Genomic DNA, 24522 nt, shown 5'->3' on the forward strand with positions numbered 1-24522 from the left:
GCAGGGCCCGGCAGGGACACACAGACATGCCACAAGCGAAATCCACGCGAGAGACGATGCTCATCATCGGTGGCGGCCTCGGCGGCCTGTCCACCGGCTGCTACGCGCAGATGAACGGCTACCGCAGCCACGTACTGGAAATGCACGAGATCCCCGGCGGTTGCTGCACCGCCTGGGACCGCGGCGACTTCACCTTCGACTGCTGCATCAGCTGGCTGCTCGGCAACGGGCCGGGCAACGAGATGCACCAGATCTGGCTGGAGCTGGGCGCGCTGCAAGGCAAGCAGATGCGGCACTTCGACGTCTTCAACATCGTGCGCGGTCGCGACGGCCGCTCGGTCTACTTCTACTCCGACCCGGACCGGCTGGAGGCCCACCTGAAGTCGCTCTCCCCGGCCGACAGCAAGCTGATCCGCGACTTCTGCAAGGGCCTGCGCCAGTTCAGGAAGTGCCTGGCCGTCTACCCTTTCCTCAAGCCGGTGGGCCTGATGGGGCGCTCGGAGCGCTGGCGGATGATGGCGTCCTTCATTCCCCACTTCAACGTCATCCGCAAGTCCATCAGCGTGCTGATGACGGACTATTCGGCGCGCTTCAAGGACCCGCTGCTGCGCGAGGCCTTCAACTTCATCCTCTATGAGAAGCACCCGAACTTCCCGGTGCTGCCCTTCTACTTCCAGCTGGCAGCCCATGCCAACCATTCGGCCGGTGTGCCGGAAGGCGGCTCGCTGGGCCTGTCGCGCTCCATCGAGGCGAGGTACCGGCGGCTGGGCGGGGAGCTCAGCTACAACGCCAAGGTCGAGCAGGTGCTGGTCGAGAACGACCGCGCGATCGGCGTGCGCCTGAGCGACGGGCGCGAGCTGTTCGCCGACATCGTGGTCTCGGCGGCCGACGGCCACACCACGGTGATGAAGTTCCTGCAGGGCCGCTACCTCGACGAGACCTACGAGCGGCTGTACACCCGCACCATCGAGCAGCCGGGCATGGTGTTTCCCGGCTACTTCATCGTCTTCCTCGGGCTGGACCGTCAGTTTCCCGAAGGTGAGCCCTGCACCACCTACCTGCTGGACGAGGCGGATGCGGCGCGCATGCTGGGCATCCGCCATCCCAGCATCAATGTGCAGTTTCGCAGCCTGCATTACCCGGAGCTGGCGCCCGAGGGCGGCAGCATCGTGTACGCCACCTACTTTTGCGACGTGGCCCCCTGGCGCGAGCTGACCGACGGGCCCGAGCAGGCCAGCCGGCCGCGCCGCGGCGAACAGCTGCACACCCTGCCGGTGCGGCGCGGCGCACGGTACAGCGCGGCCAAGCGGCAGGTGTGCAATGCGATGCTCGACATCCTCGAGCGCCGCTACCCGGGCCTGAAGGACGCGGTCAAGGTGCGCGATGTCTCCACCCCGCTGACCCAGGTGCGCTACACCGGCAACTACGACGGCACCGTGCTGGGCTGGCAGCCCTTTGTCGAGAGCGGCGAAACACTGGAAGAGCAGGTCAAGCGCCATGGCCCGGTGCTGCCCGGCCTGCGGAACTTCTACCTCTCGGGCGTCTGGGCCACCACCGGCGGCCTGATCCGGGCGGCAGCCGCCGGACGGCAGGTGATGCAGTTCATCTGCCGCGACGACGGCAAGCCCTTCAGCGCCAGCATCGACGACAGCGCCCCCGCACCGACGCACCTGGTGGTGCCGGTGGGCAAGCCCGCTCCCTCCACGGGGCGCGCCGCAGGTTTCCCCCAAGAGGTCCGCTGGACCAGGAGTACCACATGAGAATCGAGAAATGGGTCGTGCGCGAGCACGTGGAAGGCGTGCCGGACGCCAGCAGGATCTATGAGAAGGTGGTGGAGGACGTCGAGGTCCGCCTTGCCGACGACGAGATGCTGCTGAAAACCCTGTACGTGTCCGTCGATCCCTACCTGCAGGGCATTGCGCGGGACACACCGCTGGGCGACGTGATGGGTGCCGACTCCGTGATGCAGGTACTGCAGGCCGGCCCGCGGGCGCCGCACCGGGCAGGCGACCTGGTGCAGGGCTTCGGCGGATGGCGCAGCCATGTCGTCAGCAACGGTGAGCCGGCGCTTTGGCAGACCGGCACCTTCCCGATGGTCTTCCCCGCCTATCGCCGCTTGCAGCCGCACCACTACGATGATGCACTGCCGCTGTCCACCGCGCTGGGCGTGCTGGGCGGCCCGGGCATGACGGCCTGGGGCATCCTGCGCAAGTTCATGACGATCAAGCGAGGCGACCAGGTGTTGGTCAGCGGTGCTTCTGGCACCATCGGCTCGCTCATCGGCCAATGGGCCCAGCGTGACGGCGCCCGCGTGGTGGGCCTCACCAGCTCGCCCGCCCGGGCGGCACAGCTGCACGAGCTGGGCTTCGACGAGGTGGTGGTTTGCCGACATGACGACGACGAGGCCACCGTGCGCGCCGCCTTGCAGGATGCCTTGCCCGATGGCGTCGACAAGTACCTCGACAGCGTGGGCGGCCGGGTGACCGACGTGGTGTTCTCGATGCTCAACGTCCACAGCCAGGTGGCGGTGTGCTGGCAGTGGGCCAGCCAGGTCGGCCAGGACCACCTTGGTCCTCGGCTGCTGCCCTACATCATGTTTCCGCGCGCCACCCTCCGCGGCATCTTTTCGCTCGAATGGTTCACCGAGGAAAACTGGGAGGCCTTGCACGCCGAGCTCGGCGGCATGCTGCGCCGCGGTGAGCTGAGCTACCGGCAGACGGTGCACCGCGGCTTCGACCAGTTGCCGCAGGCGTACCAGAGCCTGTTCACCGGCGCCGCGGCCAAGCAGGGCAAGGTGCTGGTGCAGGTCTAGCGCATGTCCTGCCGCGCCGGGGTGGCCGCGCAACGCTACCCCGGGCGCCGCCCGGTGCCCCGGCACCGCCCGGGCGCTCTGCCGAGCGCCGCCTTTCATCTGCATTCGACATGAGCCATTTCAACGAAGAACGTGTGTTGAGCGTCCGCCACTGGACCGATCGCCTGTTCAGCTTCACGACCACCCGCGACCAGGCCTTCCGCTTCCAGAACGGCCATTTCACGATGATCGGGCTGAAGGTCAACGGCAAGCCGCTGCTGCGCGCCTACAGCGTGGCCAGCGCCAACCATGAAGAGCACCTGGAGTTCTTCAGCATCAAGGTGCCCGACGGCCCGCTCACCTCGCGGCTGCAGCACCTGAAGGAAGGCGACACGATCCTGGTCGGGCGCAAGCCCACCGGCACGCTGCTGCTGGACTACCTGCTGCCCGGCAAGCGGCTGTACATGCTGGCCACCGGCACCGGGCTGGCACCGTTCCTGAGCGTGATCCGCGACCCGCACACCTATGAGCGCTTCGAGCAGGTGGTGCTGGTGCACGGTTGCCGCGAGGTCAACGAGCTGGCCTACCAGGACCTGATCACCCAGGAACTGCCGGGCCACGAGTTCCTTGGCGAGCTGGCCTCGCGGCAGCTGCTGTACTACCCGACGGTCACGCGCGAGCCGTTCCGCAACCAGGGCCGCATCACGACGCTGATCGAGAACGGCAAGCTGTTCTCCGACCTGGGCCTGCCCGCGCTCGACCGCGAGCACGACCGCGTGATGATCTGCGGCAGCCCGCAGATGCTGAAGGACCTGAAGGCCTTGCTGGACGGCCGGGGCCTGCACGAAGGCAGCACACATGCGCCGGGCGACTATGTGGTGGAGCGGGCCTTCGCCGACCAGTAGCGCCGTCCTGCCCCACGACAGGAGGGCGGTGCCACCGCTTGCGCGACCACGCGAGCCGCGCCGCGTTCGGCAAGGCCGTCCTGGCCGCCTGCCTTTCGGTCCAGCCACATGGTGCCGCGCAGAAGAAAGGGGGCCGCAGCCCCCTTTGGAAGACAACCCCTCGCGGCGGCCGCGGGTCAGGGATAGCTGACGACGTTCTGCGGAATCGTCTGCACGCCCTGCGCCATGCCGCCGGTGTCGTTGACCACATGCGTGATGGTGCCCACGCCGCCCAGCGACACGGTGAAGACGCTGTGCAGCCGCACCCCCGGGGTGTTGGGCACCTCGAAGCCGTGGTACACGTTGACGCTCGGGTTCACGTTGAAGTAGCAGTACGAGCCCATGCCCCAGCCCTCATGCGTCTTCACATGGTCGGCCACCTTGTAGGCGGCATAGCCGTTGCCGGCCGGGCTCATCCACACCGACTGGTTGGGCACGTCGTACGGCTTCTCGTTCTGGAAGAAGATGGTCTTGCCGTTCTCGCCGTTCCAGATCACTTCGTACTTCTCGTAGTGCTCGACGAACAAGCCGGTGGCCAGCACGTTGTTGCCGTTGACGATCACGCCGGTGTCGGCCGGGTTGACGGTCCAGCCGGTCGGTGCGCTGCCATGGTCGGCACGCCAGGCCCAGATGTGGTCGATGAGGGTGTCATGGCTGTTGACCACCAGGCTGGTGCCGGCCTTGCCCGCCACCGCGCCGCCGATGCGGAAGAACACGTCCTGCACGCTGGTCGGGTTGCTGGCATGGCGAGCCGTCGAGCCGGCCGTGCCCACCGTCAGCAGCGACGGGCTGTTCACGGTGCCGGCGTCGAACAACAGGCCGGCGATCTTCACGCCGTCCACGTCGGCCACCGACATCGCGGTCACGCCGTTCTCCGGCACCAGCGTTGCGAAGCCGATGCCCAGCACCACCGTGTTGGCCCGCGTGACCCGGATGGTTTCGTTCAGGCGATAGGTGCCCGGCGTGAAGAACAGGTTCAGGCCCTGGGCCAGTGCCGCATTGAGCGTGCTGGCGCTGTCACCCGGCTTGGCGACATAGAACTGGCTCATCGGCAGCGAGGTGCCGGCCGTGCTGCCGCTGGTCCAGCTGGCGCCTGCGGCGTTGCTCCGCAGCGCCGGGACGAACACCCGGTACTTGCCGGCGCCATCGATGTAGAGGAAGGGCTTCTCGCGCGACACCGGCGTGGTGGCCAGCGTGGTGTAGGGCGGTGCCGAACCCCAGACCGCCGGGAAGCTGGTGGCCGGTGCTCCGGTCACCCCCGAGAACACGATGTTCCACACACCGTCGTACCACACGCCGATCTGGCTGTCGCGGGTGTACCACTGCTGCTGCGAGCCGGAGGACACCGAGCCGTCCACCTTGCTGTCGGCCAGATAGCCGCCGCTTGCGTAGCCCTGGCCGTGGTCCTGGTTCGAGGGTCCCAGGTGCAGGTTGCCGATGATGTGGACGCGCCGCATCGGTGCCGCCTGCGACACCGCCCAGCGGTTGGTACCCCCCGAGGGCACCAGCGCGAAGTTCTCGGCCGAGCGCCAGAAGTTCTGGGTGGCGTTGCCGGCATCACCGTAGTTCCAGCCGCTGTCGACGTTGACGTTGCCGTTGATGGTGACGTCGTCCGGCCGCAGGCCCAGCCCGACGATGGAGGTGTAGAAGCCGAGGTTGGCCCAGATGCCGGAGTACTGGCCCGGCTTGAACAGGAAGGCGTGACGCTGCGGGCCGAACTGGGCGGTGGGGCTCAGCAGCTGCGGCTTGAACGCGGCATCCAGCTTCGACTGGATGGTGCTCGCGGGGGTGGACGGATCGAACACCACCACATTGGGGCCGAAGTCGGGCGTGTCGGAAGTCGGCAGCCCGGGCCCGCTCTTCTTCACGCGGAAGGACGAGGCGACATTGTCGAAGTCGCCGAGCGTCGCAGTGTCGGCCGTCAGCTTGCGGCTGCGGCCGCCGTAGTTGGCATGCTCGAACAGCTCGACCTCATAGCCCGCCCGGATCTTCAACGAAGAGATCTTGTCGTTCCATGCCGCGCCCACATAGCCGCTGTCGGCGTCGGCGCAGTAGGGGGTGCCACCATAGGACGCGCCGTCATAGAAGCAGGCCGCACCCGTGGCGGGCGGCGGCTCGGTCGGCGTCGTCCCGCCCACCGTGTAGCTGAAGGTGGGCGTGTCGTAGGCCGGGTTGCCGTTGTTGTAGGTGAAGGAATAGCTGATGACCTTGCCGCTGCTCACCGGCACGCGGTGCTCGTGCCGCAGGGCCGATGCGACATAGTTCATGCGCACGTTCTGCTGGGTGCCGTTGTCGATGCGGTAGTGCGCGTCGACCCAGGTCGTGTTGACGTTCGATTTGAACCAGAGCGTCGCGCTGTCGCCGGACACCGCCACGCCCTGGGTGTAGTCGGCGGCCTGCGCATGGGCGCAGGCAAAGGACAGGACCGCCAGGGCCCAGCCGCAAAGCGGCGCGCGTAGTCGAGGGTAGTGCATGGGTACCTTGAGAGGTGGAGTTGAACAAACGTCTCCGCACGAGCCCGGCCACGCTCCCTGCCCTGGCAATTGGCCAGGACTCGCCCGGGGTCCGCAGAAATACCCGCCCTTGAAATCTCGCGTAAACAGTCTTTAAGCGAAAGTTAAGGCCTGCCGATTTTGAGCGGAGGTGCCCGGCACGCCTTCGATGCTCGTAACTGGAAGCTACGCGGGTGCTGCACAGCAGCAAGCGGCGGACTTGGTACCGGTTCCAAATTCAACGCAGCCTGGAGGCCGGGCAGGCGCGAGGGGCGGCATCTCCATTGCGGCACTGCAGCGTTACGTTCTGCTGAATGTTTACATCTGAGGGAATCGCCGAAACGCACCCCGGCCGGCCACCGCACGGGGGGCCGACAAGGCCCTGCGAAGTCACCCCGCCGCGATTGCACCTCGCGGGCCGGTGGCCGGGCCTTTCGGCCGGGCCGGCGTGAATACCGCGATGCGCTCGATTCGATGAGGGTGACCCAGCCGCAGCTGCCCGGCGGATGCTTTCGATCTTCACTACCGCCGGGGTTTCGACTTGAAAGGCAGCTGTGGGGATCGGCTTCGACCTGGCCGAGCCGCGTCGTCAGCGGCCGCCCGGTGCGGGTGGACCAGCCGGCGAAGGATCCGGGCCGCAGCTCCACCGCCGGCGCGTTTGCGGAAGGAGTGGCTCAACCTGCCACCGGCGCGCCGGCCACTCGCGCGTTGGCTTCTTCAGCGCCGCGCCGACAGCGCCGGCCTCTTCAGCGTCACCGCTCTCGGCGCCCGGGCTCCGTCAGCGCTCGGCCCCCTGCCAGCTGCCCGAGCCGAAGGCAGCCGGTTACGACCGTTATGACATGCACTTTGCCAGCCCGGTGCGTCCGGGAGATGCTGCGGACTTCGCTTCACTACACCACCTTCACCATGACGAAGATCTCCGCTTCCGGCGCCAGCGTCTCGCGCCGCACCGTGTTGGCCAGCGCCCTCTCGGCTGGCCTGGCGTCTGCCTGCGCGTCCCCATCGGTTCGCAGCCAGGCCGAGGACACGGCCGCACTGGCCGCCCTGGAGAGAAAGACCGGCGGGCAACTGGGCGTGCATGCGCTCGATACCGCGACCGGTCGCACCCTGGGCCTCAACGACGGCCTGCCCTTTGCGATGTGCTCCACTTTCAAGCTCCTGCTGGCTGCCGCGGTGCTGCACCGGCACGACCGTGAAGACGGCCTGCTCGAGACGCGCCTGACCCTGCGGCCCAGCGACATCATCGAACACTCGCCGATCACCTCGCAGCGTGTTGCGGCCGGCTACCTCACCGTGCGCGAAGCCTGCCACGCCACCATGACGGTCAGCGACAACGGCGCGGCGAACCTGCTGCTGCCGCTGATCGGCGGCCCCGCGGGCCTGACCGAATTCCTGCGTCGCCATTGCGACGATCCGGTCACCCGCCTCGACCGCACCGAGCCGCAGCTCAACAGCAACCTGGCCGGCGACCCGCGCGACACGACGACGCCGCGCGCCATGGTGGAGACCACCCGGCGCCTGGCCACCGGCACGGTGCTCAGCGAGCGGTCGCGCACTCAGTTGTGCGGCTGGCTGGAAGCAGCCACCACCGGCATGAGCCGGCTGCGAGCCGGCCTGCCGGCGGGCTGGCGCGCAGGCGACAAGACCGGCACCGGCGCGAACGGCGCCGCCAACGACGTCGCCATCGCCTGGCCACCGGGTCGCCCCCCGATCGTGCTGGCTGTGTACATGCGTGGCTCCCGCCAGGCACTGGAACAGCTCAACGCGGTGCATGCAGAAGTGGCCAGGATCGTGTCGGCCCGCTTCGCCTGAGCGTGCACAGGCAGGGCCGGCGGCAGGGATGCCGGGACGGCCGGCCGGCACCTCGATCACCCGCCGGGCGCTGCCGCCCGGGACCTTGCCGCCTGCGAGCCGGGCGAAGCCGGCCGCCCGGCCAACGGCATGCGGGGGGGCGGCCAACGGCGTCGAGCCCTGTCCGGCAGCCCGCCGCGGGAGCAATCGTCGTTGCGCCTTGGGTAGGCTGCGGCCCTGCCGGTCGGTGGATGGAGCGAGCCGCACCAGCACCGCCGGTGCGGGGCGCCCCGGCAAGCCGCGTTTGCCTTGGCAGGCGGATGCATCAGCGAGGCATCTCGGCCGAACGGCTGCATCCGTTCGGGCCGTTGAAAGACGCCGCTCCCGCCCTGCCTTCCAACTTCACTCTAGCGATGGGTGCCGGCATTCGAGAACAACATGAGCAGCGTCGTGCCGCACAGGATCATGGCGACGCCCGCGATTTCCGTCCACCCCACCCGCTCGCCAAACAGCACGACGCCCACCACCACCCCGCCGACGATGCCCAGCCCCGCCCAAATGGCAGACGCAATGCCGAGCGGAAGGACCCGCAGCGCCAGCGCGAACAACCAGAAACTGAGTCCGTAGGCCACCAGGACCACCAGCGATGGGCGGAGGCGCGTCAATCCGTCCGAGTACTTCAGCGCCGTGCTGCCGACGATTTCTGCGCCGATTGCACCCGTCAGCAGGAGATAGGCTCGCACGCTGTCCATTGGAGATGCCCTTTCTTGTCCAGCCGCTGGTTCTCACCCCACGGCCTCTGACGGCAGGTGGCCCCGCCACCCGGTCGGCAGCTGGCCCACCGCTAATCCCGCCCGGCCAGGACCCGGTGGGCCGCATCCAAGCCACCGCGCAGTGCAGCCAGGGTGTCGGCCACCGGCGGCCCGCTCGCGCTGTGGGACAAGGACAGCCCGAGCGGCATGGGCGGCCCCGGCTGCGGCTCACACCCGCGCTCTGCATACGGCGACAAGCGACTGAGGCAACCGACGTCCCGCAGGTACTCCGCCGGCGCCACCACCTTGGACCAACGGATGGCTGCCCCGAATCCAGGCAGGGTTTGTTCCAGGCAGTGGCCGATCCGTTGCCAGAGGAGCTGCGCGGCTTCTGTACCCGAATCTTCACCGGCGGGACACGTCGAGAAGATGGTGACCGGCCATCCTCCATCCGGCGCTCGCCCTTGCGACAGATCCGGGCAGACCAACTCGAAGCTCGGCTGCGGTGGCACTCGGCCATTGAAGAGCTGGTGCAACTGGTCCAGCACGCCGGGCGCAATGAACGCCAGGCTGTGGTAGCCGGTCGGAAGGGGGAATGCCGCATCGAGCAGCAGGAACACGGCCATGGCCGAGAGACCGGCGACACGCTGTGGCACTGGATGCGGACACCCGGCCATGAGCTGGAGGGTGGCTTCCGCATCCAGGCTGCTGATCACGATGTCGGCCGGCCAATTGCCTTGCTGCGTCCGCACGCCGACCACCTGGCCCGCCTGCACTTCGATGGCGGTAGCCGCTGCCCCGAGTTGCACGCGGCCCTGGCCGTGGCGCTCCATGAACCGCCGCAGTGACTGCGGCACGGCGGCCAGCCCCGGCGTCGGGTAGAGGCAGGCATCGGCATGACGCAGCTTGGCCAGGCCAGCGCGGACAGGCCACTGGTCGGCATCCTGCCCCTGCAGCAGGAAGGGCAGCAAGGCCAGATCGGCCGCCAAGGCAGTGGGCGCACCGATTGGCATGGCGGCCTGCGCCATCGAGCTGCCCGGCTTCAGCAGCGCTGCCTGGGCGACTCGCCACACGGCCGCGAGCTCGGCAACGCTCAGCCCCCGGCCGGCAAGCCGGCGGAGGCTCAACGGCACGCCGGCGTGAAAGGTCAGGATGCGCGCACGGCGCGTCGGCAGCCGGATGCCGTAGTACCGTGCCAACAGCGCGAAGAAACCCGGCGAGAACAAGTTGCAGCCGGCAACGAACTGCGGGCCTGCTGCGCCGAACGCCACCATGCGGCACATGCCACCGATGTCGGCCGCACGCTCCAGCACCGTCACCTCCACGCGGGGTGCGCTGGCCAGTCGCGCCGCAGCGGCGAGCCCACCCAGGCCGGCCCCGATCACGATCGCGCGCCGCCACCCCTGCAAATGGGCCGGGCCGGAGGAGGCGGCCGGCATGGGCCGACCGGGGCAGGGTTGCGCCTCGGCCTCGACCTTTGCAGCCGGGGCGGAGAACACCACCTTCACCAGCTTTCCCACCCCGAGAAAGTGAAGTGCCGGCGACACCGGCCGACCGTATCCGTACAGCATCCGGAGGCGGCAGCCCATTCGCGCCTTCGCCTCCTCGTTGGAAATACCGAAATCGATCGCGTGGCACTGAAGCGCCATGGCATGCTGCACGATCGCATATCCCATGTAGCGGTGTATCGGCAGGCGGCCGATGCCTGGCGCGATGCCGGAGAAGATGGAACTGAGCAGGTCGCCGTGGCGCAGGCAAAGATCAAAGGCCACCAGCTCGCCGGCGCGCCACAACAGCAGGAAGACAGCGTCCGGGCTGGCGATCAACGCCCGGAAGTAGCCTTCGGTCAGGCGAATCTGGTCCGGATCTCGATACTTGCGATAAAGCGGCAGCCACAGCTCCAGCAGACGCGGCGCCAGCTCGGGCGAGGGGCGCTCGGCCCGCCAGCGAAAGCCGGCCTCCTGCACCCTGCGCAGGTCGCGTTTCACCGACTTTCGCCCCGATCCGCCAAGGCTTCCCAAATAGGCGTCGAAGTCGGGAAACGTCAGCGGCAGGATGGCCGTGCAATGCAGGGGCATGGGCAGGAGCTTCAGCGCGGGCGCGGCGATCGCGGTGGGACCCGCTGCCTGGGGTGCAGGAAAGTCCCGCAGCACGAAATACAGCGCGCCGGCATGACACGCACGCTCGAATAGGGCCTGCTGGAGGAGGCCGCGGGCTTGTGGCGTGTCACACCCCGCCTGGAACGCAAAGGGCAGGCCGAGGTTGACCGGTGTGCCACTCATCCAGACTTTCGGGTGCAGGCAGCCGAAGTTGAACCGGAGGAGGCAGCCGAACCCGAGCCCGACCAAGGCAGCGCCCCTTCGCAGCACCGCATAGTCGAATCGGCAGTCCAGCCCGCTGTGCTCCAGTGAGGCCAGGTAGGCATGCCGAAAATAATCGGTGGGCGCGAGCAAGCCGTCCCATTCACCGGGCGGGAAGGCCGAGACCGTCCCCGCGACCTCGACCGTCAGTTCATCACCGGTGGCTGCCATTCGCGCTCACCGCACAGCGTGACGTGCTTCGAACAGAATCGCCGCGCCAAGCCTCTGCACCAGGTGGAAGTCCAGGGAATGCGCCAGCGCATGGTGCTGCAATTCATCCAGTGAGTTGTCGGTGGCAAAGGTGCCATCGCGCTCGTGCAAGCGCAGGTAGAACCGGGACAAGGCTGATCCGTCGGTGGTGAGCGTGCTGGCGATGATCCTGCCCTCAGGCGCCAGGCAGCGGCGCATTTCGGAGAACACCCGGTCCTTTTCATGGAAGCAGTGGAACCCGAACAGCGAAACGATGTTGCCTATGGCGCCTGTGTTGAACGGCAGGCGGCGGGCATCTGCCCGGATCAAGAAGGTGTCGCGCAAGCCCATTGACTGACACTTCTGCCGCAGCCGGCGCAACATCGTCCAGGACAGGTCGGCCAACAGCCAGGGTCCACTGTGGCGATAGGCTGGTGCGTGGCGGAGAAAGGGACCGCCTCCGGCCGGCAGGTCCAGATGGGGCCCGGAACCCAGGCGGCTCAATTGCGAGAGGACCCCCTCGTAGTAGCGGTCTACCTTCATGCCGAGCAGCCATGCGTCGAGACGCTGCAGCCAGGGGGAGTCCATGAACCGCGCGTAACTCTCGCCCAGCAGCCCTTCATATGCATGATCGCCCGACGACCCGGTCATGTCGGCGGCGGTCATGTCCAAGATGCCGTCCACCATGGCAGGCCGGTGTCCACAGGCGGCACAACGCATGCCGTTCTCACTGTGCAAGGCGACGCTCTCGCAAAGCGGGCATCGCAACAGCACCATGAGCCACCCAGGCATGCGGTTCCGGGCGTGCCGAGCGGGGCCTGCGTCAGAACTCATAGCGCTGGCGTGCGATGAGCAAGGTATCGATGAATCGATCGATATCGTCGTCCGTATGGCGGCTGTTCAGGATCAGCCGTATGACCGCCTGGCCGTGGCGGACCGCGGGGTATCGGAACACCGGCACGGCGAATCCCTCCGCAGCCAGGAACCGGCGCACGTCCTCGGCCGTTTGATCAGGACCGATGAAGACCGACTGGATGAAGGACTCGGTATCGTAGAGACGGAAACCCTTGTCGAGGAGGCGTCGCCGGAAATTCGCTGCGCGCGCCAGATACCGGTTCATCAGGGACGGTTCCTGGTCCAATCGGTCCAGGAGGTAGGCCGCCGTCGCGGCGGTCGGCGGCTGTATCGCTGCAGTGAAGAGCGATGTGCCGGAAAGCGCCTCGAACCCCTGCACATACTCGCGTGGGCCACTGATTGCGCCGCCCTCGAGGCCGACGGCTTTCGAGAGCGAGACCATCAGGAAGGTCGCGCGCCGCAGCTCCTGGTAATGCGTGTAATAGGGACGCTCAGGGCGACCGTAGATCATGAATCCGTTGGCGTCGTCCACATACGACAGGGCGTGGTGACGCTCGCAGACATCGAGTAGCGCGCCAATGGGTGCAATGCCGCCATCGGAAGAGTAAATGCTTTCGAACACCACCACCTTTTTTGAGGATCGAACTCGGGACAAGACTGTTTCGAGGTGATCTGGATCGTTATGCCGGAATACAAGAAGCGTTCTTCCGAATTTCAGGTGGGAAGCGCCTTTCCATAAGCTCCAATGGCAATTCCTGTCCATGACGATGACCGCGTCCTGGTTGTCGATCGAGCACGCCTCGTCGAAGGAGAACTGGGTGGTCATCGCGTTGAGGAACCCGATGTTGGCGAGGAGCCCGCTTGCGAAGGTGATGGTGTACTCGCGGGCGGTGATGCGGCTCAGGCATGCTTCCAGCATGGCGTGTGGCTCGCCCACGCCTTGGGTGGCGCGCGAACCGCCCGTGACTATTCCATAAGTCGTTGCCGCCCGACAGAAGTGATCGAGGATCAGCGGATCCTCTTGGAAGCCCATGAAACTGATGGAGGCGAAATTGACGAATTCGCGCTTGCCTCGACGGATCCTGGCCCCGACGATTCCTTCCGAGAGCGGCACGTCGTATAGATAGCCTCGCTCGGTGGACGTATCGAGAAATTCGCGAAAGCCGAACCGATCGTGCTGCACCGGCAGCTCATTCCGCTGGACCGCGTCGATCATGTCATTGCCCCTTTGATATGAGCGTCGGCACAGTGACTCTCCTTGGACAAGGAAAAGCGAGCCAGTCAATGAAAAGTACGGCAACAGGCAGGACCTCACAAGCTGCCCGGTACGCCAGGGATCATGTTCGGCAAATCGAGTCTCGCGGCTCCCGGCGATCGATTCGCAATAGTCGACCCAATGGATTCAAGCAAAAGGGAAAACCCGATCGCGCGTTTTCGGAAAGCGTCTTTCAATTGATTCGCCAAGCGATTCAGCGGATGGAAATGAGAACAAGGCCAGAGGGCATGCAAGTCAGCGACCTGGGATGTCGGAGTTGGCTGGCGGCTTGCCTCCTCGTTGCGTTGCTGGCGTCCGAAGACCGTGCGTGCCTTACGGGAGTGCGGCTGAAGCCGCTTCTCATTGGGTAGCCTGCAGCGAATGAGCGCGCAGCACCTGGCGCAGGCCGTGCGAGCATGGCGCACTACGAGCTGCCCCAGCACCGTCCCGATGCGCACTGAACAAGGAGGCCCGTTTCGATGAGCACTTTCCTGGCCGGCAAGGTGGCCCTGGTGGCCGGTGCCACGCGCGGCGCCGGACGCGGCATCGCGGTACAGCTCGGCGCGGCGGGCGCCACCGTCTACGTGACGGGGCGTACCACCCGTTCGCAGCCGTCGGAGATGAACCGCCCCGAGACCATCGAAGACACCGCGGCCCTGGTCGAGGCCGCCGGCGGCCATGCCGTGCCGGTGCAGGTCGATCACCTGGTGCCCGACCAGGTCCGCGCGCTGGTGGCCCGCATCCGCAGCGAACAAGGCGCCCTGCACCTGCTGGTGAACGACATCTTCGGGGCCACCAAGATCGAATGGAACCAGTCGGTCTGGACCTCCGACCTTGAGTACGGCCTGCGCCTGCTGCGGCTCGCGGTGGACACGCATGCCATCACCAGCCACTTTGCGATCCCGCTGCTGATCGAATCAGCCGGTGGCCTGGTGGTGGAAGTGAACGACGGCACCGCCGACTACAACAGCAGCCACTATCGCAACTCCTTCTTCTATGACCTGGCGAAGGCCGCCGTGCTGCGCATGGCTTTTTCGCTCGGCCACGAGTTGCGGCCGCATGGCGCCACGGCGGTCTCGCTGACACCCGGCTGGCTGCGCTCGGAGGCCATGCTCGATGCCTTCGGCGTGAGCGAGGCGAACTGGCGCGACGCGACCCGCGTGCAGCCGCATTTCGCCATCTCGGAAAGCCCCGCCTATGTCGGCCGGGCGGTGGTCGCGCTCGCGCAGGATGCGGAGGTGTCGCGCTGGAACGGCCAGTCCTTGTCGAGCGGGCAGCTGGCGAAGGTCTATGGCTACACTGACCTTGACGGCAGCCAGCCCGATGCCTGGCGCTACCTGGTCGAGGTGCAGGACGCCGGTCGGCCTGCCGACGTGACCGGCTACCGCTGAGCCACCTGGGTCCCACCCAGGCACTACGCCCTCCCTGTTCCACCATGGAAATGCCGCTGCCGCGACGCGAAGCGGCCGGCCCGCCTCCCGCTCGCCCCGAAGGACGCGGCCACCCAGCGGCCTGAGGCCGAGGCCGCGCTTCGCCCCGGGATGCACGCGCGGTCGCCGGGTCCCGCCAGGTCCCGCCGGGTCCCCGCTCAGCATGCACTGCAGCGACCTTCAGCCAGTGCGGCTTGCCGGCCAGCCGGCCATGCTGGACGTGGCGCGCGACATCGAGGAGCCATCCGGCGGCCTGCTGATGGGCCGGGCACCGCCAGGGCGCCGCCCGCGTGCTGCCCAGCGCTCAGGGCGCGACGGTGGTCGAACGCACCGCCGCGACTCGCTCGCTACCCGCTCGCTGGCCGCGATGGCGGCCAGCCCCGGGGGCGATGTCAGGGCTGTGTCGCCAAGCGCAGGAAGGACGCGCGGGCAGCGGCGTCGAGTTGCGCGGAGGTGAAGGGGCGCCGGTCCCGGCCGGCGAACTGCAGGGCCAGCCCTTCGATCTGCGCGACGATGAGGGCGGCACGCACCTGGTACTCGTCGTCGCTGATCTGCGGGGAAAGCCCGCGGATCAGCTTGAAGATGGTCTTGCGTTCGCGCGCCTGCAGCTTGGCCACCGTCTTCACCGCCGCCGGATGCTGCAGCGCCATCACCCAGGTCTGGGTGATGCTGCCCGCGGCCTGCGGGTTCTTCAGGGCCGCCAGGAAAAGATCCATCGCCGCCTCGAAGCGCTGCAGCGGCGTGGCCTGCGGCATTGCCTCGAACAACTGGTCGATGCGGTGCTGGTAGTCGCCATAGGCGGACAGCAGCATCTCCTCGATCAGGCTGTCCTTGCTCGGGTAGTAATGCTGCAGGTTGCTCAGGCTGATGCCGACGCGGGCCGCCACGCTGCGCATGGAGAACCCGGCATAGCCCTGGGCCACGAACAGCGCGTAAGCGGCCTGCAGGATGGCCTGGGCCCGCGCCCGGCCGCGCTCGGTGGTGGTGGACGGTTTCTCCTGCAGGGCAGGTTCCAGGGAGGGCTTCACGCGCGCTTTATACCGCAGGGCTCGGTCAGCCGGCCGTTGGGCCACCGGGCCCTGCCCTGCCAGCCGCTGCTCCTCTTGCGGCAGCGAGCGGCGAGCGGCGTGCGCCCCCCGGCCGCCCCACACTGCACCACCGGCGCGTCAGCCGCCCTGCGGAGGCTGCCAGCCCGGTGGCAAGGCGGGCGGCGCAAACCGCTCGCCATGCCGCCGGGCCAGTTCGCTGCAGCGCGCGATGAACGAGTCCAGCCCCATCGAGTCGATGTATTGCCAGGCCCCGCCGGTCCAGGCCGGAAAGCCGATGCCGAGGACGGATCCGACGTTGGCATCGCGCACGCTGCCCAGCACGCCTTCGGCCAGGCAGCGCAGCGTCTCCAGCGCCTGCCGCATCAGCAGGCGTTCGCTCAGCTCGGGCAGGTGCCAGGCGACACCCGGCTTCTCGAAGCGCCGGAGCCCGGGCCAGAAGGCCTTGGGGCCGCCGTCGGGATAGTCGTAGTAGCCGCCGCCATGCACCCGCCCCTTGCGCTGGTGTTCCTTGCAGATCATCTCGATGAATCGCTCGCCTTCGGTGCGGACGTCAGGGCGGCCCTGGCGGGCGAGGTCGGCCAGGTTCTGCTCCATGATCGTCACCGCGGTGGCCTGCGCAATCTCGTCGGTGACGGCAAGCGGGCCCACCGGCATGCCGGCCGCCATGCCGGCCTGTTCAACCACCGGGGCCGGGATGCCCTCCACCAGCATCTGGGCGCCCTCGGCCATGTAGGTGGCGAAGGTGCGGCTGGTGTAGAAGCCACGGGAGTCGCGCACCACGATCGGTGTCTTGCCGATCTGCAGCGCGAAGTCGCAGGCCTGTGCCAGGGTCTCGCGGCTGGTGGCGGCGCCGGTGATGACTTCCACCAGCTCCATCTTGTCGACCGGCGAGAAGAAGTGCAGCCCGATGAAACGCTGCGGCGCCTCTGCCGCCTGGGCCAGGCCGGTGATGGGCAGCGTGGAGGTGTTGCTGGCGAAGAAGCCGCCTTCGGCCAGCATCGGCTCGGCTTCCCGGGTGACGCTGGCCTTCAGCTCGCGCTGCTCGTAGACCGCCTCGATGATGAGGTCGCAGCCCTGCAGGTCGCTGGCCTCGGCGGTGGGCCGGATCCGGGCCAGCAGCTCGGTTTGCTGCTCGGCCGTCATGCGGCCTGCCTTCACCCGCTGCCCGGTCAGGCGCGCCGCATGGTCCTTGCCGGCTTCGGCGCGCGGCCGGTTCACATCTTTGAGCACGCAGGCGATGCCGCGGGACGCCACCACATGGGCGATGCCGGCACCCATCATGCCGGCGCCCAGCACCCCCACCCGGCTGGCCTTCCAGGGCGGCACGCCCGGAGGCCGCGAGCCACCGCTGCGCGCCGCCGAGCGGTCGAAGAACAACTGGATCAGATGGCGCGCGACCGGCCCGTTGGCCACGCCGGCCAGCGCCCGGGATTCCAGCCGCAAGGCGGTGTCCAGGTCCACTTGCGCCCCTTCCACCATGCAGGCCAGCGCTGCCTCGGCCGCCGGGTAGAGGCCGCGCGTCCTGGCGCGCACCAGGGCCGGCGCCACCATCAAGGCCTGCGCCAGCCGGGGGTCGCCCGGAATGCCGCCGGGAATGCGGTGGCCTGGCAGGTCCCAGGGCTGGGCCGCTTGCGGATGCGCGGCGATCCAGGCCAGTGCCGCCGCCCGCAGTGCCTCGGCCGGCTCGCCTTCGGCAGCCACCCGTTCATGCACCAGGCCGGCCGCCAGGGCCTGCGCCGGGCCCACCACTCGGCCTTCCACCACAAACGGCATCGCCGCCTGCAGGCCCAGCAGGCGGACCAGCTTGGTCACGCCGCCAGCACCGGGCAGCAGCCCCAGCGTGACCTCGGGACAGCCCAGCTGGATCCGGGGATCGTCCAGCACCACACGGTGATGGGCCGCCAGTGCCAGTTCGAAACCGCCGCCCAGCGCACTGCCGCCGAGGCAGGCCACCACCGGCCGCCCCAGCGTCTCCAGCCGCCTGAACTGCCGCTTGATGGCTTCCACCCGATCGAACACCGCCGCCTGGCCCGGCGGCCAGGCCTGCAGCAGCGCCTTCAGGTCGGCCCCGGCGAAGAAGCTCTCCTTGGCGGAGGCCAGGATCACGCCGCGCAGGCCCTCCTTCCCGGCCACCAGGCGGTCCACCGCGGCGCGCAGGTCCTCTGTCCAGGCCTCGCTCATCGTGTTGACCGGCGCCGCCGGGTCGTCGAAGGTCAGCGTGACCACCTGGGTGGCGGTGTCGAAGTCGTAGCTCAGGGTGTTCATGGCAACCGGTCCTCAGCAGCGTTCGATGATGGTGGCGATGCCCATGCCACCGCCCACGCACAGCGTGGCCAGCCCGAAGCGCAGGCCGCGCCGCTCCAGCTCGTCGAGCAGGGTGCCCACCAGCATGGCGCCGGTTGCGCCGAGCGGGTGGCCCAGGGCAATCGCTCCGCCATTGACGTTGACCTTGTCGTGCGGCACGCCCAGCTCCTTCATGAACCGCATCGGCACGCTGGCGAAAGCCTCGTTCACCTCGAACAGGTCGATCTGGTCGATGCGCAGGCCCGCACGGGCCAGGGCCTTGCGCGCTGCAGGGGCCGGCCCGGTCAGCATGATGGTGGGGTCGCTGCCGGCCAGCGCGGCGGCCACGATGCGGGCCCGCGGCCGCAGCCCCAGCGCCCGGCCCTTGGCTTCGCTGCCAACCAGCACGGCAGCCGCGCCGTCGACGATGCCGGAGCTGTTGCCCGGCGTGTGCACATGCCGGATGCGCTCCACCTGCGGGTACCGGCGCATGGCCACCGCATCGAACCCCAGCTGCCCCGCCTGCTCGAAGGACGGCTTGAGCGCCGCGAGCCCGGCCAGCGTGGTATGGGGCCGGATGAACTCGTCCTGCGCCAGCACGGTGAGGCCGTTGGCATCCCGCACCGGCACCACGCCGTGCTCGAAGCGACCGGCCGCACGGGCCGCAGCGGCCCGCTGCTGCGAGGCCAGCGCGTAGGCATCGACGTCCTCCCGGCTGTAGCCGTCGAGTGTCGCGATCAGGTCGGCGCCAATGCCCTGCGGCACGAAATCGGTGTCGAAGCTGGTGCGCGGGTCGAGCGCCCAGGCCCCGCCGTCGCTGCCCATCGGCACGCGGCTCATACTCTCGACGCCACCGGCAACGATCAGCTCGTCCCAGCCCGAGCGCACCCGCTGCGCCGCCAGGTTCACCGCCTCCAGCCCGGACGCGCAGAAGCGATTGAGCTGCATGCCGCAGACATTCCAGTCCCAGCCTGCCGCCAGGGCCGCGATCTTGGGCAGGCACCCGCCCTGGTCGCCCACCGGGGTGACGATGCCCATCACGACATCATCGACCTCCGCCGTATCCAGCCGGTTGCGCTCGCGCAGCGCCTGCAACACCGTGACTGCCAGAGAGATGGGTTTCACCTCGTACAGGCTGCCGTCGGCTTTGCCTTTGCCGCGTGGCGTGCGCACGGCGTCGAAGATCAGGGCGTCTGTCATGCGGGCCTCTGGCGTCCGGTTGAAGGAAAGGATGGCAGCAGAATAGGTCAGTCGACCTAGTTCATGGTGCAAGCTTACTTTCAAGTCGGCGTGCCCTGCAAGCTGCGGGGTCTGCCCGGCGGAGGCACCGGGTCCGGCGGCCGTAGAGGAGGCGTGGAAGAGGGGGTGGAAGGGGGTGTGGAAGAGCGGGTGGAGGCAGCGAGAAGGAGGCCGCCCAGCCAGCCGTGAGGCGGTGCCAGCCGCATCGCCCAGCCGCGCCGGGGGGCGGCTGGGCGATCGCTCGTGGGTCGCCAGCCTCAGCGGTGCGGCGTGAAGCTGAAGGAGCGGATGACGACTTCGACCGGCTGGCCGTCACTGGGCGGCTGCCCGCGGAACAACCACAGGTTCAGGTGCACTGGCAACGGGCGCTGCGGAATGCGCAGCTGTGGATCGGCCGGCGTCTGGCTCCATTCGGCGAACAGGTTGCGCAGGCCGCTGGCCTGGTAGCCATGCAGGGACTGGAAATGCACGCCGCTGGCGGTCCAGTCGAAGCGATGGGTGGTGGCGCTGCCGGTCAGCACGATGGGCACCGCATGGTGCAGCGGCGGCAGGCCGGCCACGGCCGGGTAGATCGTCCAGTTCAGCCGGCGGGGGTTGTCGGCGGCACCCCATTGGGCAAACTCGATGTCGATCTCGTTGCTGCCGTCGGGCCCGATCTCAGGCGTGGTGTAGTTGAACAGTCCCAGCACCACGTTGCGGTCCCACTGGTCCGGCCGGCCGGTGATCTGGAACTGATAGCGACCAAAGCCGAGCGGCTGGGTGGTGGTGACTTCCGCACAGCGCCATTGCCCGTCGTGGTAGGACACCCTGAGGTGCAGGCCGTCCTCGTCCACCCAGGCATTGTCGGCACTCCAGGTATTGGGGCCGGGCCCCCCCTGGCCGTCGCGCACCGTCCAGGTGTAGCCGGCGAATTGCAAGGTGGCTGCCGTGGCGCAGAAGCCGGGCAGGATCAGGGCGGCCGCGACAAGCAGCCGGTGTGCAAGAGAGGAAGGCATGAGTGGAATCCTTTGAATGGCGGTGGGCGATGTGCCGGCGCTGCCCCGGGGTTGCAGGAGCCGTGCCGGCTGCGTCTGCAGCCGGCCGGCCGTCGCCGCGGCCGCTTGCGCTCCTCGCGCCCTGTCGAGCCGCGGCACCGGCCGACGCGTTGCGTCGCCATCGTGTGCCGGGAAGCGGCGCTCGCCGGTGTCGATTCGTGTGCGATGCCACCAAGGGTCCGTGGACCGCGGCGCCCTGATCCCCGGCAGCCCTCACCCGCCCCGCAGCGCGCGGAACTTGCCGATGAGCGCCAGCACCCGGCGTGTCGGCTCGTCCAGCAGGCTGGGATGGCGATGCGCCACACCGAGCTGCCGCGTCAGCGCCGGCCGCAGCCGCAGCACCTGGATACGCCCTTCCAGCGTCTCGCTCGGGTCCTCGAAGGGCAAGATGGTGGCGCCATAGCCGGCGGCCACCAGCCGGCGCGCCACCTCGTTGTACTGCATCTCGATGCGCCCCGTCGGACGCAGCCCGGCAGCGGCGAACCAGGCCATCACCTGCTGATAGACATGGGTGCTGGGCTCGTTGACGATCAGCGGCCGGCTGGCCAGCCAGGCCGGCGTGACGAGCCGCGGCGCCTCCCAGCGAGCCGGCACCAGGGCCATCATGGGCGTGTGGCGCCACGGGGTCAGCCCCAGGCCGGGGTAGCCGGCCTGCGGCATCGCGACCAGTGCAATGTCGACATCGCCGACAAACAGCTTGCCCATCAACTCGGTCGAGCGTCCCACCGTGACCTGCACGTCGATGCTGGGCAGCTCCGCATCCAGCGTCTCGAGGATCTGCGGCAGCAGGTGCACCATGGCCCCGGACGAGCTGCCCAGCCGCACCCGGGCCAGCCGCCCCTCGCGATGGCGCTTGACCAGGTCCACGGCTTCCGCCGCGTCTCGCAGCAGCCGCCTTGCGCGCCCCGCCAGCACGTCGCCCGCACCGGTGGGGGTGACGCGGCGCCCGCCACGCACCACCAGCGGGGTGCCCAGGCGAGCCTCCAGTTCACTGACATGCAGGCTCACCGTCGGCTGTGCCAGGTGCAAGGCCCGCGCGGCCGCCGAAAAGCTGCCGAGCTCGATGACGGCGACCAGCGTACGCAGCTGGTCGAGGTTCAGTTCACGCATCATTTTTCCTGATAGCACCGCCCAGAAAACGCAACTTCTTCAATGGCGCGGACCGCGGCAGGATAGCGCCATGCCAGCCCTGCCGCCGTCTCCTCGCGCCCCTGTCCCTCCTGCCGCGCTGCAGGCGCGGGCCCTGGTCGTCCTGTGCATGCTGAACCACACCGCGCTGTCCGGCAGCCGGGTGGCGGTGTCGCTGAGCGCCCTGGCCCTGGGCGGCTCGGCCTTCCAGGTGGGCCTGCTCATCGCCACGTTTTCGCTGCTGCCCACGCTGGGTTCGGTCGCCCTGGGTCGCTGGGTGGACCACCACGGCACGCGGCTCCCCGCGCTGGCCGGCATGGCGGCGATGAGCGCCGGGCTGCTGCTGCCCTTGGTGCAACTGACGCCGGCCGCGCTGTGGTTGACCGCGGCGCTGGTCGGCGGTGGCTATTCCGCCGCGCTGCTTGCGCTGCAAAGCCAGCTCGGGCGGCTGCCCGACCCGGCCCGCCGGGCACGCGGCTTCTCCGGCTTCGCGCTCGGCACCGCCTTGTCGGGCAGCCTCGGCCCGCTGGTGGCCGGGCAGTGCCTGAGCCTTGCCGGCGCACCGGCCACCTTTGCGGTGCTGGCCGGCATCGGCCTGGCTGCCGCTGCCGGCCTGGTGCTCGGCCGCAGCGGCCTGGCCGGCCAGGGCCACGCCGCCTCGGGCACACCGCAAAGCCGGCTGCCGCTGCGCCGCTTGCTGCAGCAACCCTTGCTGCGCCGCATCGTGCTGCTCGACCTGCTGATGGCCGTGGCGTGGAATGCCAACAGCTTCATGGTGCCGCTGCATGGCACGCAACAGGGCTGGCCGGCGGCCTCGGTGGGCCAGCTGCTCGCCCTCTTTGGCGCTGCGGTGATGCTGGTGCGCACTGTCCCGGCCTCCTGGCGGCAACGGTTGGGCGACTGGCAGGCCATACGCATCGCCCTGGCGTCGAGCGCGCTGTGCTTCCTGCTGTTTCCCTGGGCGGACCGGTTCGCGGTCGCCTTGCTGCTGGAGTTCGTCCTGGGGCTCGGCCTGGGGGGCGCCTTGCCCAGCGTGCTGGGGTTGCTGCACACGCACGCGCCGCCGGGGCACGATGGCGAGGTGCTCGGGCTGCGCCTGGTGGTGCTCAACGTCAGCGCCATCGCCCTGCCGATCGGCCTGGGCGGCCTGGGTGCCGCGCTGGGCCTGACCCGCGTGATGGTGGCGCTGGGCGCTGCCCTGTCCCTCGGCGCCGCCCGGCCGCCGCCCCGCCAAGGCCCGGTCGATCGCTCGACACGGCCACCTCGGTGGCGCTCCATCTCGGGGGCCAGGTGTCGCCCCGGCAGCGGTCGCGTGGTCACCGGCTTCGACAAGGAGGGACCGGCCCGCTGACGCGGTGGGCGTCGGCGCGAGCGCTGCGCGGAGGCAGCCCCTGCGCAGGTGAAGTGCCCTGAGGCGACGGCATGCAGCGGCTCGGTCGCCCTGCAGCCGTGCCGCAGACGAGGCAAGACCCAGGCAGCGAAGCCCCTTGCCCTCGCGCGCTTGCAGCTGCGCCCCGCCGACCCCCTGGCCGGCCGCAGCTGCCCGAGAAACTGCATGCCGCACCGGCGGCTGCGCAATCGATATGCATCAGGTGAGGAAGAACCATGAACAGCCCCGTTCACGCCCAGTCATTCCGAGTGCCCAAGCCCTTTGCCTCCGGCAACTGGGGCGGCCTGTCCGTCATCGGCAAGCAGGCCTTCTTCGGGCTCTGCTCCCACCGCGTCGACGAGAACGTCACGCTGTGCGTCTATGAAGACGGCACGCCGGCCGTGCGCCGTCTTCCGGCACTCGACGACATCCTGGCACCCGAAGCCGGCGCCGTCGCACACGGCAAGATCCACACGCCTTTCCGCGTCATCGGGCGCCGCGCCTACTTCGGCACCCATCTGGGCTACTACCGCCGTGACCTGCAGGGGCGACGGCCCTATCCCGGCGGCCATCTGGTGTGCATCCACCTGGACGACGACCTGCGCCTGGAAGACCTGGGCATCCTGCAGCCGGGCGAAGGCATCATCAGCCTGGAAGTCGATGCCGAGCGCGAGCAGGTCTACCTGTTCACCTGGCCGCGCACCGACCTGCTGCGCTACGACTGCCGCACCGGCGAAGTCCGCCACCTCGGCAACTTCCGGCACAGCGACACCAGCGACACCTGCTGCCGGGCACCGGTGTTCGTCGATGGCCACCTGCTGTTCTGCACCGGTGACGGGGCCGTGCATGCCTGGAGCCGCGACCAGGAGTGCTTCCGCCGCTTCGACCGCGACATGCAGTCGGTGGTACTGGAGGCCGCCCTGCGGCAGGGCTGGTCCCTGCCCGAGGACCTGGCACCGGCGTCGGCCGCCGACATCCCTGCCGTGGCGCAGGCCCTGGCCGCCCAGCCGGGCTGGAGCCGGCTGTACCACCCGGCGATCGCCGATGCCGGGCAATCGGCCGCCCTGGTGCTCACCAACACCTCCTCCTGCCTGCTGCGCCTTCACCCGCGCACAGGGCGCATCGACCCTGTCGAGCAGGTCTGCATCGCCGCCAACCGGGGCCGGTACGACGTCGGCACCAGCACCTCGCTGACCCTGACCCGCACGCCGGACGGACGGCTCTACCACATCGGCACCGAGCTGTTCGGAGCCGCCGATGACCCGAAGATCCGTGCCCGCCTGGTGCGCTACGACCCGGTGCGACAGGAAGTGGCCGACCTGGGCCGCATTCGCACTGACGACGGCCGCGAGGTGATCTACCTGCAGACCCTGGACCACTTCCCGGACGGCCGCCTGGTCGGCGCCGGCCTGGTGGACCTGCCGCACACGCAGCACGCTGCCTTCCTCGCCACGACGCCCGCCAAGGTGGACGTCGGCATCCGCGCCCAGACCAACCCCTATGAGATGCGGCTGCTGGTCATCGATCCGGTGCAGGCGCTGAGCTGATCCCTGCCGATTCC

At 68.8% G+C, this 24522-nt stretch carries 17 protein-coding genes; 7 read left to right on the forward strand and 10 right to left on the reverse strand.

Features of this window, described 5'->3' with window-relative positions:
* The first annotated feature begins 56 nt into the window (after nucleotides 1–56).
* The 3 genes from N7L95_RS24625 (at nucleotide 57) to N7L95_RS24635 (ending at nucleotide 3696) form a co-directional block, all read left to right on the forward strand.
* Nucleotides 57–1760, forward strand: a complete 1704-nt coding sequence (locus N7L95_RS24625; RefSeq protein ID WP_301260726.1) for a phytoene desaturase family protein — start codon at nucleotides 57–59, stop codon at nucleotides 1758–1760.
* Nucleotides 1757–2812 (forward strand): MDR family NADP-dependent oxidoreductase, encoded by a 1056-nt coding sequence (locus N7L95_RS24630; protein WP_301260265.1) that lies wholly within the window; start codon nucleotides 1757–1759, stop codon nucleotides 2810–2812. Before N7L95_RS24625 ends, N7L95_RS24630 begins: the two co-directional genes overlap by 4 nt.
* Nucleotides 2813–2922: 110 nt before the next feature.
* Nucleotides 2923–3696, forward strand: coding sequence for a ferredoxin--NADP reductase (locus N7L95_RS24635; protein WP_301260266.1), 774 nt, complete (start codon nucleotides 2923–2925; stop codon nucleotides 3694–3696).
* A gap of 176 nt (nucleotides 3697–3872) precedes the next feature.
* Here N7L95_RS24635 and N7L95_RS24640 read toward each other — a convergent pair whose 3' ends face one another.
* On the reverse strand, nucleotides 3873–6209 hold the full coding sequence (locus N7L95_RS24640) for a peptidase inhibitor family I36 protein (protein ID WP_301260267.1): 2337 nt from the start codon (nucleotides 6207–6209) through the stop codon (nucleotides 3873–3875).
* Between the two features lie 924 nt (nucleotides 6210–7133).
* Here N7L95_RS24640 and bla point away from each other — a divergent pair.
* Nucleotides 7134–8039 carry a class A beta-lactamase gene (gene bla / locus N7L95_RS24645; RefSeq protein ID WP_301260268.1) on the forward strand — a complete coding sequence of 302 codons (906 nt, stop codon included), beginning with the start codon at nucleotides 7134–7136 and terminating at the stop codon, nucleotides 8037–8039.
* Between the two features lie 386 nt (nucleotides 8040–8425).
* On the opposite strand, the gene N7L95_RS24650 is transcribed toward bla, so the two are convergent.
* From N7L95_RS24650 to N7L95_RS24665, 4 genes are all read right to left on the reverse strand, one after another.
* A complete protein-coding gene (locus N7L95_RS24650) occupies nucleotides 8426–8770 on the reverse strand; it encodes a DMT family transporter (protein WP_301260269.1) in 345 nt (114 codons plus the stop codon).
* A gap of 92 nt (nucleotides 8771–8862) precedes the next feature.
* Nucleotides 8863–11301, reverse strand: a complete 2439-nt coding sequence (locus N7L95_RS24655; RefSeq protein ID WP_301260270.1) for a GNAT family N-acetyltransferase — start codon at nucleotides 11299–11301, stop codon at nucleotides 8863–8865.
* Nucleotides 11302–11307: 6 nt separating this feature from the next.
* Nucleotides 11308–11985: a class I SAM-dependent methyltransferase gene (locus N7L95_RS24660; RefSeq protein ID WP_301260727.1), complete on the reverse strand. Its 678-nt coding sequence runs from the start codon at nucleotides 11983–11985 to the stop codon at nucleotides 11308–11310.
* A 157-nt stretch (nucleotides 11986–12142) separates the two neighbouring features.
* Entirely contained in the window at nucleotides 12143–13390 is a 1248-nt protein-coding gene (locus N7L95_RS24665; protein ID WP_301260271.1) for an aminotransferase class I/II-fold pyridoxal phosphate-dependent enzyme, read from the reverse strand.
* Nucleotides 13391–13908: 518 nt separating this feature from the next.
* Between N7L95_RS24665 and N7L95_RS24670 the strand changes: the two genes are divergently transcribed.
* Nucleotides 13909–14820: an SDR family oxidoreductase gene (locus tag N7L95_RS24670; protein ID WP_301260272.1), complete on the forward strand. Its 912-nt coding sequence runs from the start codon at nucleotides 13909–13911 to the stop codon at nucleotides 14818–14820.
* A 431-nt stretch (nucleotides 14821–15251) separates the two neighbouring features.
* Here the strand turns inward: N7L95_RS24670 and N7L95_RS24675 are convergent, their stop codons facing one another.
* From N7L95_RS24675 to N7L95_RS24695, 5 genes are all read right to left on the reverse strand, one after another.
* Nucleotides 15252–15887, reverse strand: a complete 636-nt coding sequence (locus N7L95_RS24675) for a TetR/AcrR family transcriptional regulator (protein ID WP_301260273.1) — start codon at nucleotides 15885–15887, stop codon at nucleotides 15252–15254.
* Nucleotides 15888–16025: 138 nt separating this feature from the next.
* Nucleotides 16026–18173, reverse strand: a complete 2148-nt coding sequence (locus tag N7L95_RS24680; RefSeq protein WP_301260274.1) for a 3-hydroxyacyl-CoA dehydrogenase NAD-binding domain-containing protein — start codon at nucleotides 18171–18173, stop codon at nucleotides 16026–16028.
* Between the two features lie 12 nt (nucleotides 18174–18185).
* Entirely contained in the window at nucleotides 18186–19391 is a 1206-nt protein-coding gene (locus tag N7L95_RS24685; RefSeq protein ID WP_301260275.1) for an acetyl-CoA C-acetyltransferase, read from the reverse strand.
* Nucleotides 19392–19687: 296 nt separating this feature from the next.
* Nucleotides 19688–20425, reverse strand: a complete 738-nt coding sequence (locus N7L95_RS24690; RefSeq protein WP_301260276.1) for a glycoside hydrolase family 16 protein — start codon at nucleotides 20423–20425, stop codon at nucleotides 19688–19690.
* A gap of 252 nt (nucleotides 20426–20677) precedes the next feature.
* Complete coding sequence (locus N7L95_RS24695; RefSeq protein WP_301260277.1) at nucleotides 20678–21574, reverse strand: LysR family transcriptional regulator; 897 nt, start codon at nucleotides 21572–21574, stop codon at nucleotides 20678–20680.
* Between the two features lie 70 nt (nucleotides 21575–21644).
* On the opposite strand from N7L95_RS24695, the gene N7L95_RS24700 reads away from it, so the two are divergent.
* Nucleotides 21645–22943 (forward strand): MFS transporter, encoded by a 1299-nt coding sequence (locus tag N7L95_RS24700; RefSeq protein ID WP_301260278.1) that lies wholly within the window; start codon nucleotides 21645–21647, stop codon nucleotides 22941–22943.
* Nucleotides 22944–23197: 254 nt separating this feature from the next.
* Nucleotides 23198–24508 carry a hypothetical protein gene (locus N7L95_RS24705; RefSeq protein ID WP_301260279.1) on the forward strand — a complete coding sequence of 437 codons (1311 nt, stop codon included), beginning with the start codon at nucleotides 23198–23200 and terminating at the stop codon, nucleotides 24506–24508.
* Nucleotides 24509–24522: the final 14 nt, after the last annotated feature.

The organism is Eleftheria terrae (assembly GCF_030419005.1).
Taxonomy (GTDB): domain Bacteria; phylum Pseudomonadota; class Gammaproteobacteria; order Burkholderiales; family Burkholderiaceae_C; genus Caldimonas; species Caldimonas terrae.

Bases quoted from the DNA above. Each gene is read 5' to 3' on its own strand.
- N7L95_RS24665 (WP_301260271.1), bottom strand. From the start codon at position 13,390: ATGATCGACGCGGTCCAGCGGAATGAGCTGCCGGTGCAGCACGATCGG.
- N7L95_RS24670 (WP_301260272.1), top strand. From the start codon at position 13,909: ATGAGCACTTTCCTGGCCGGCAAGGTGGCCCTGGTGGCCGGTGCCACG.
- N7L95_RS24690 (WP_301260276.1), bottom strand. From the start codon at position 20,425: ATGCCTTCCTCTCTTGCACACCGGCTGCTTGTCGCGGCCGCCCTGATC.
- N7L95_RS24680 (WP_301260274.1), bottom strand. From the start codon at position 18,173: ATGAACACCCTGAGCTACGACTTCGACACCGCCACCCAGGTGGTCACG.
- N7L95_RS24630 (WP_301260265.1), top strand. From the start codon at position 1,757: ATGAGAATCGAGAAATGGGTCGTGCGCGAGCACGTGGAAGGCGTGCCG.
- N7L95_RS24660 (WP_301260727.1), bottom strand. From the start codon at position 11,985: ATGACCGCCGCCGACATGACCGGGTCGTCGGGCGATCATGCATATGAA.
- N7L95_RS24685 (WP_301260275.1), bottom strand. From the start codon at position 19,391: ATGACAGACGCCCTGATCTTCGACGCCGTGCGCACGCCACGCGGCAAA.
- N7L95_RS24700 (WP_301260278.1), top strand. From the start codon at position 21,645: ATGCCAGCCCTGCCGCCGTCTCCTCGCGCCCCTGTCCCTCCTGCCGCG.
- N7L95_RS24705 (WP_301260279.1), top strand. From the start codon at position 23,198: ATGAACAGCCCCGTTCACGCCCAGTCATTCCGAGTGCCCAAGCCCTTT.
- N7L95_RS24695 (WP_301260277.1), bottom strand. From the start codon at position 21,574: ATGCGTGAACTGAACCTCGACCAGCTGCGTACGCTGGTCGCCGTCATC.
- N7L95_RS24655 (WP_301260270.1), bottom strand. From the start codon at position 11,301: ATGGCAGCCACCGGTGATGAACTGACGGTCGAGGTCGCGGGGACGGTC.
- N7L95_RS24650 (WP_301260269.1), bottom strand. From the start codon at position 8,770: ATGGACAGCGTGCGAGCCTATCTCCTGCTGACGGGTGCAATCGGCGCA.
- bla (WP_301260268.1), top strand. From the start codon at position 7,134: ATGACGAAGATCTCCGCTTCCGGCGCCAGCGTCTCGCGCCGCACCGTG.
- N7L95_RS24625 (WP_301260726.1), top strand. From the start codon at position 57: ATGCTCATCATCGGTGGCGGCCTCGGCGGCCTGTCCACCGGCTGCTAC.
- N7L95_RS24635 (WP_301260266.1), top strand. From the start codon at position 2,923: ATGAGCCATTTCAACGAAGAACGTGTGTTGAGCGTCCGCCACTGGACC.
- N7L95_RS24640 (WP_301260267.1), bottom strand. From the start codon at position 6,209: ATGCACTACCCTCGACTACGCGCGCCGCTTTGCGGCTGGGCCCTGGCG.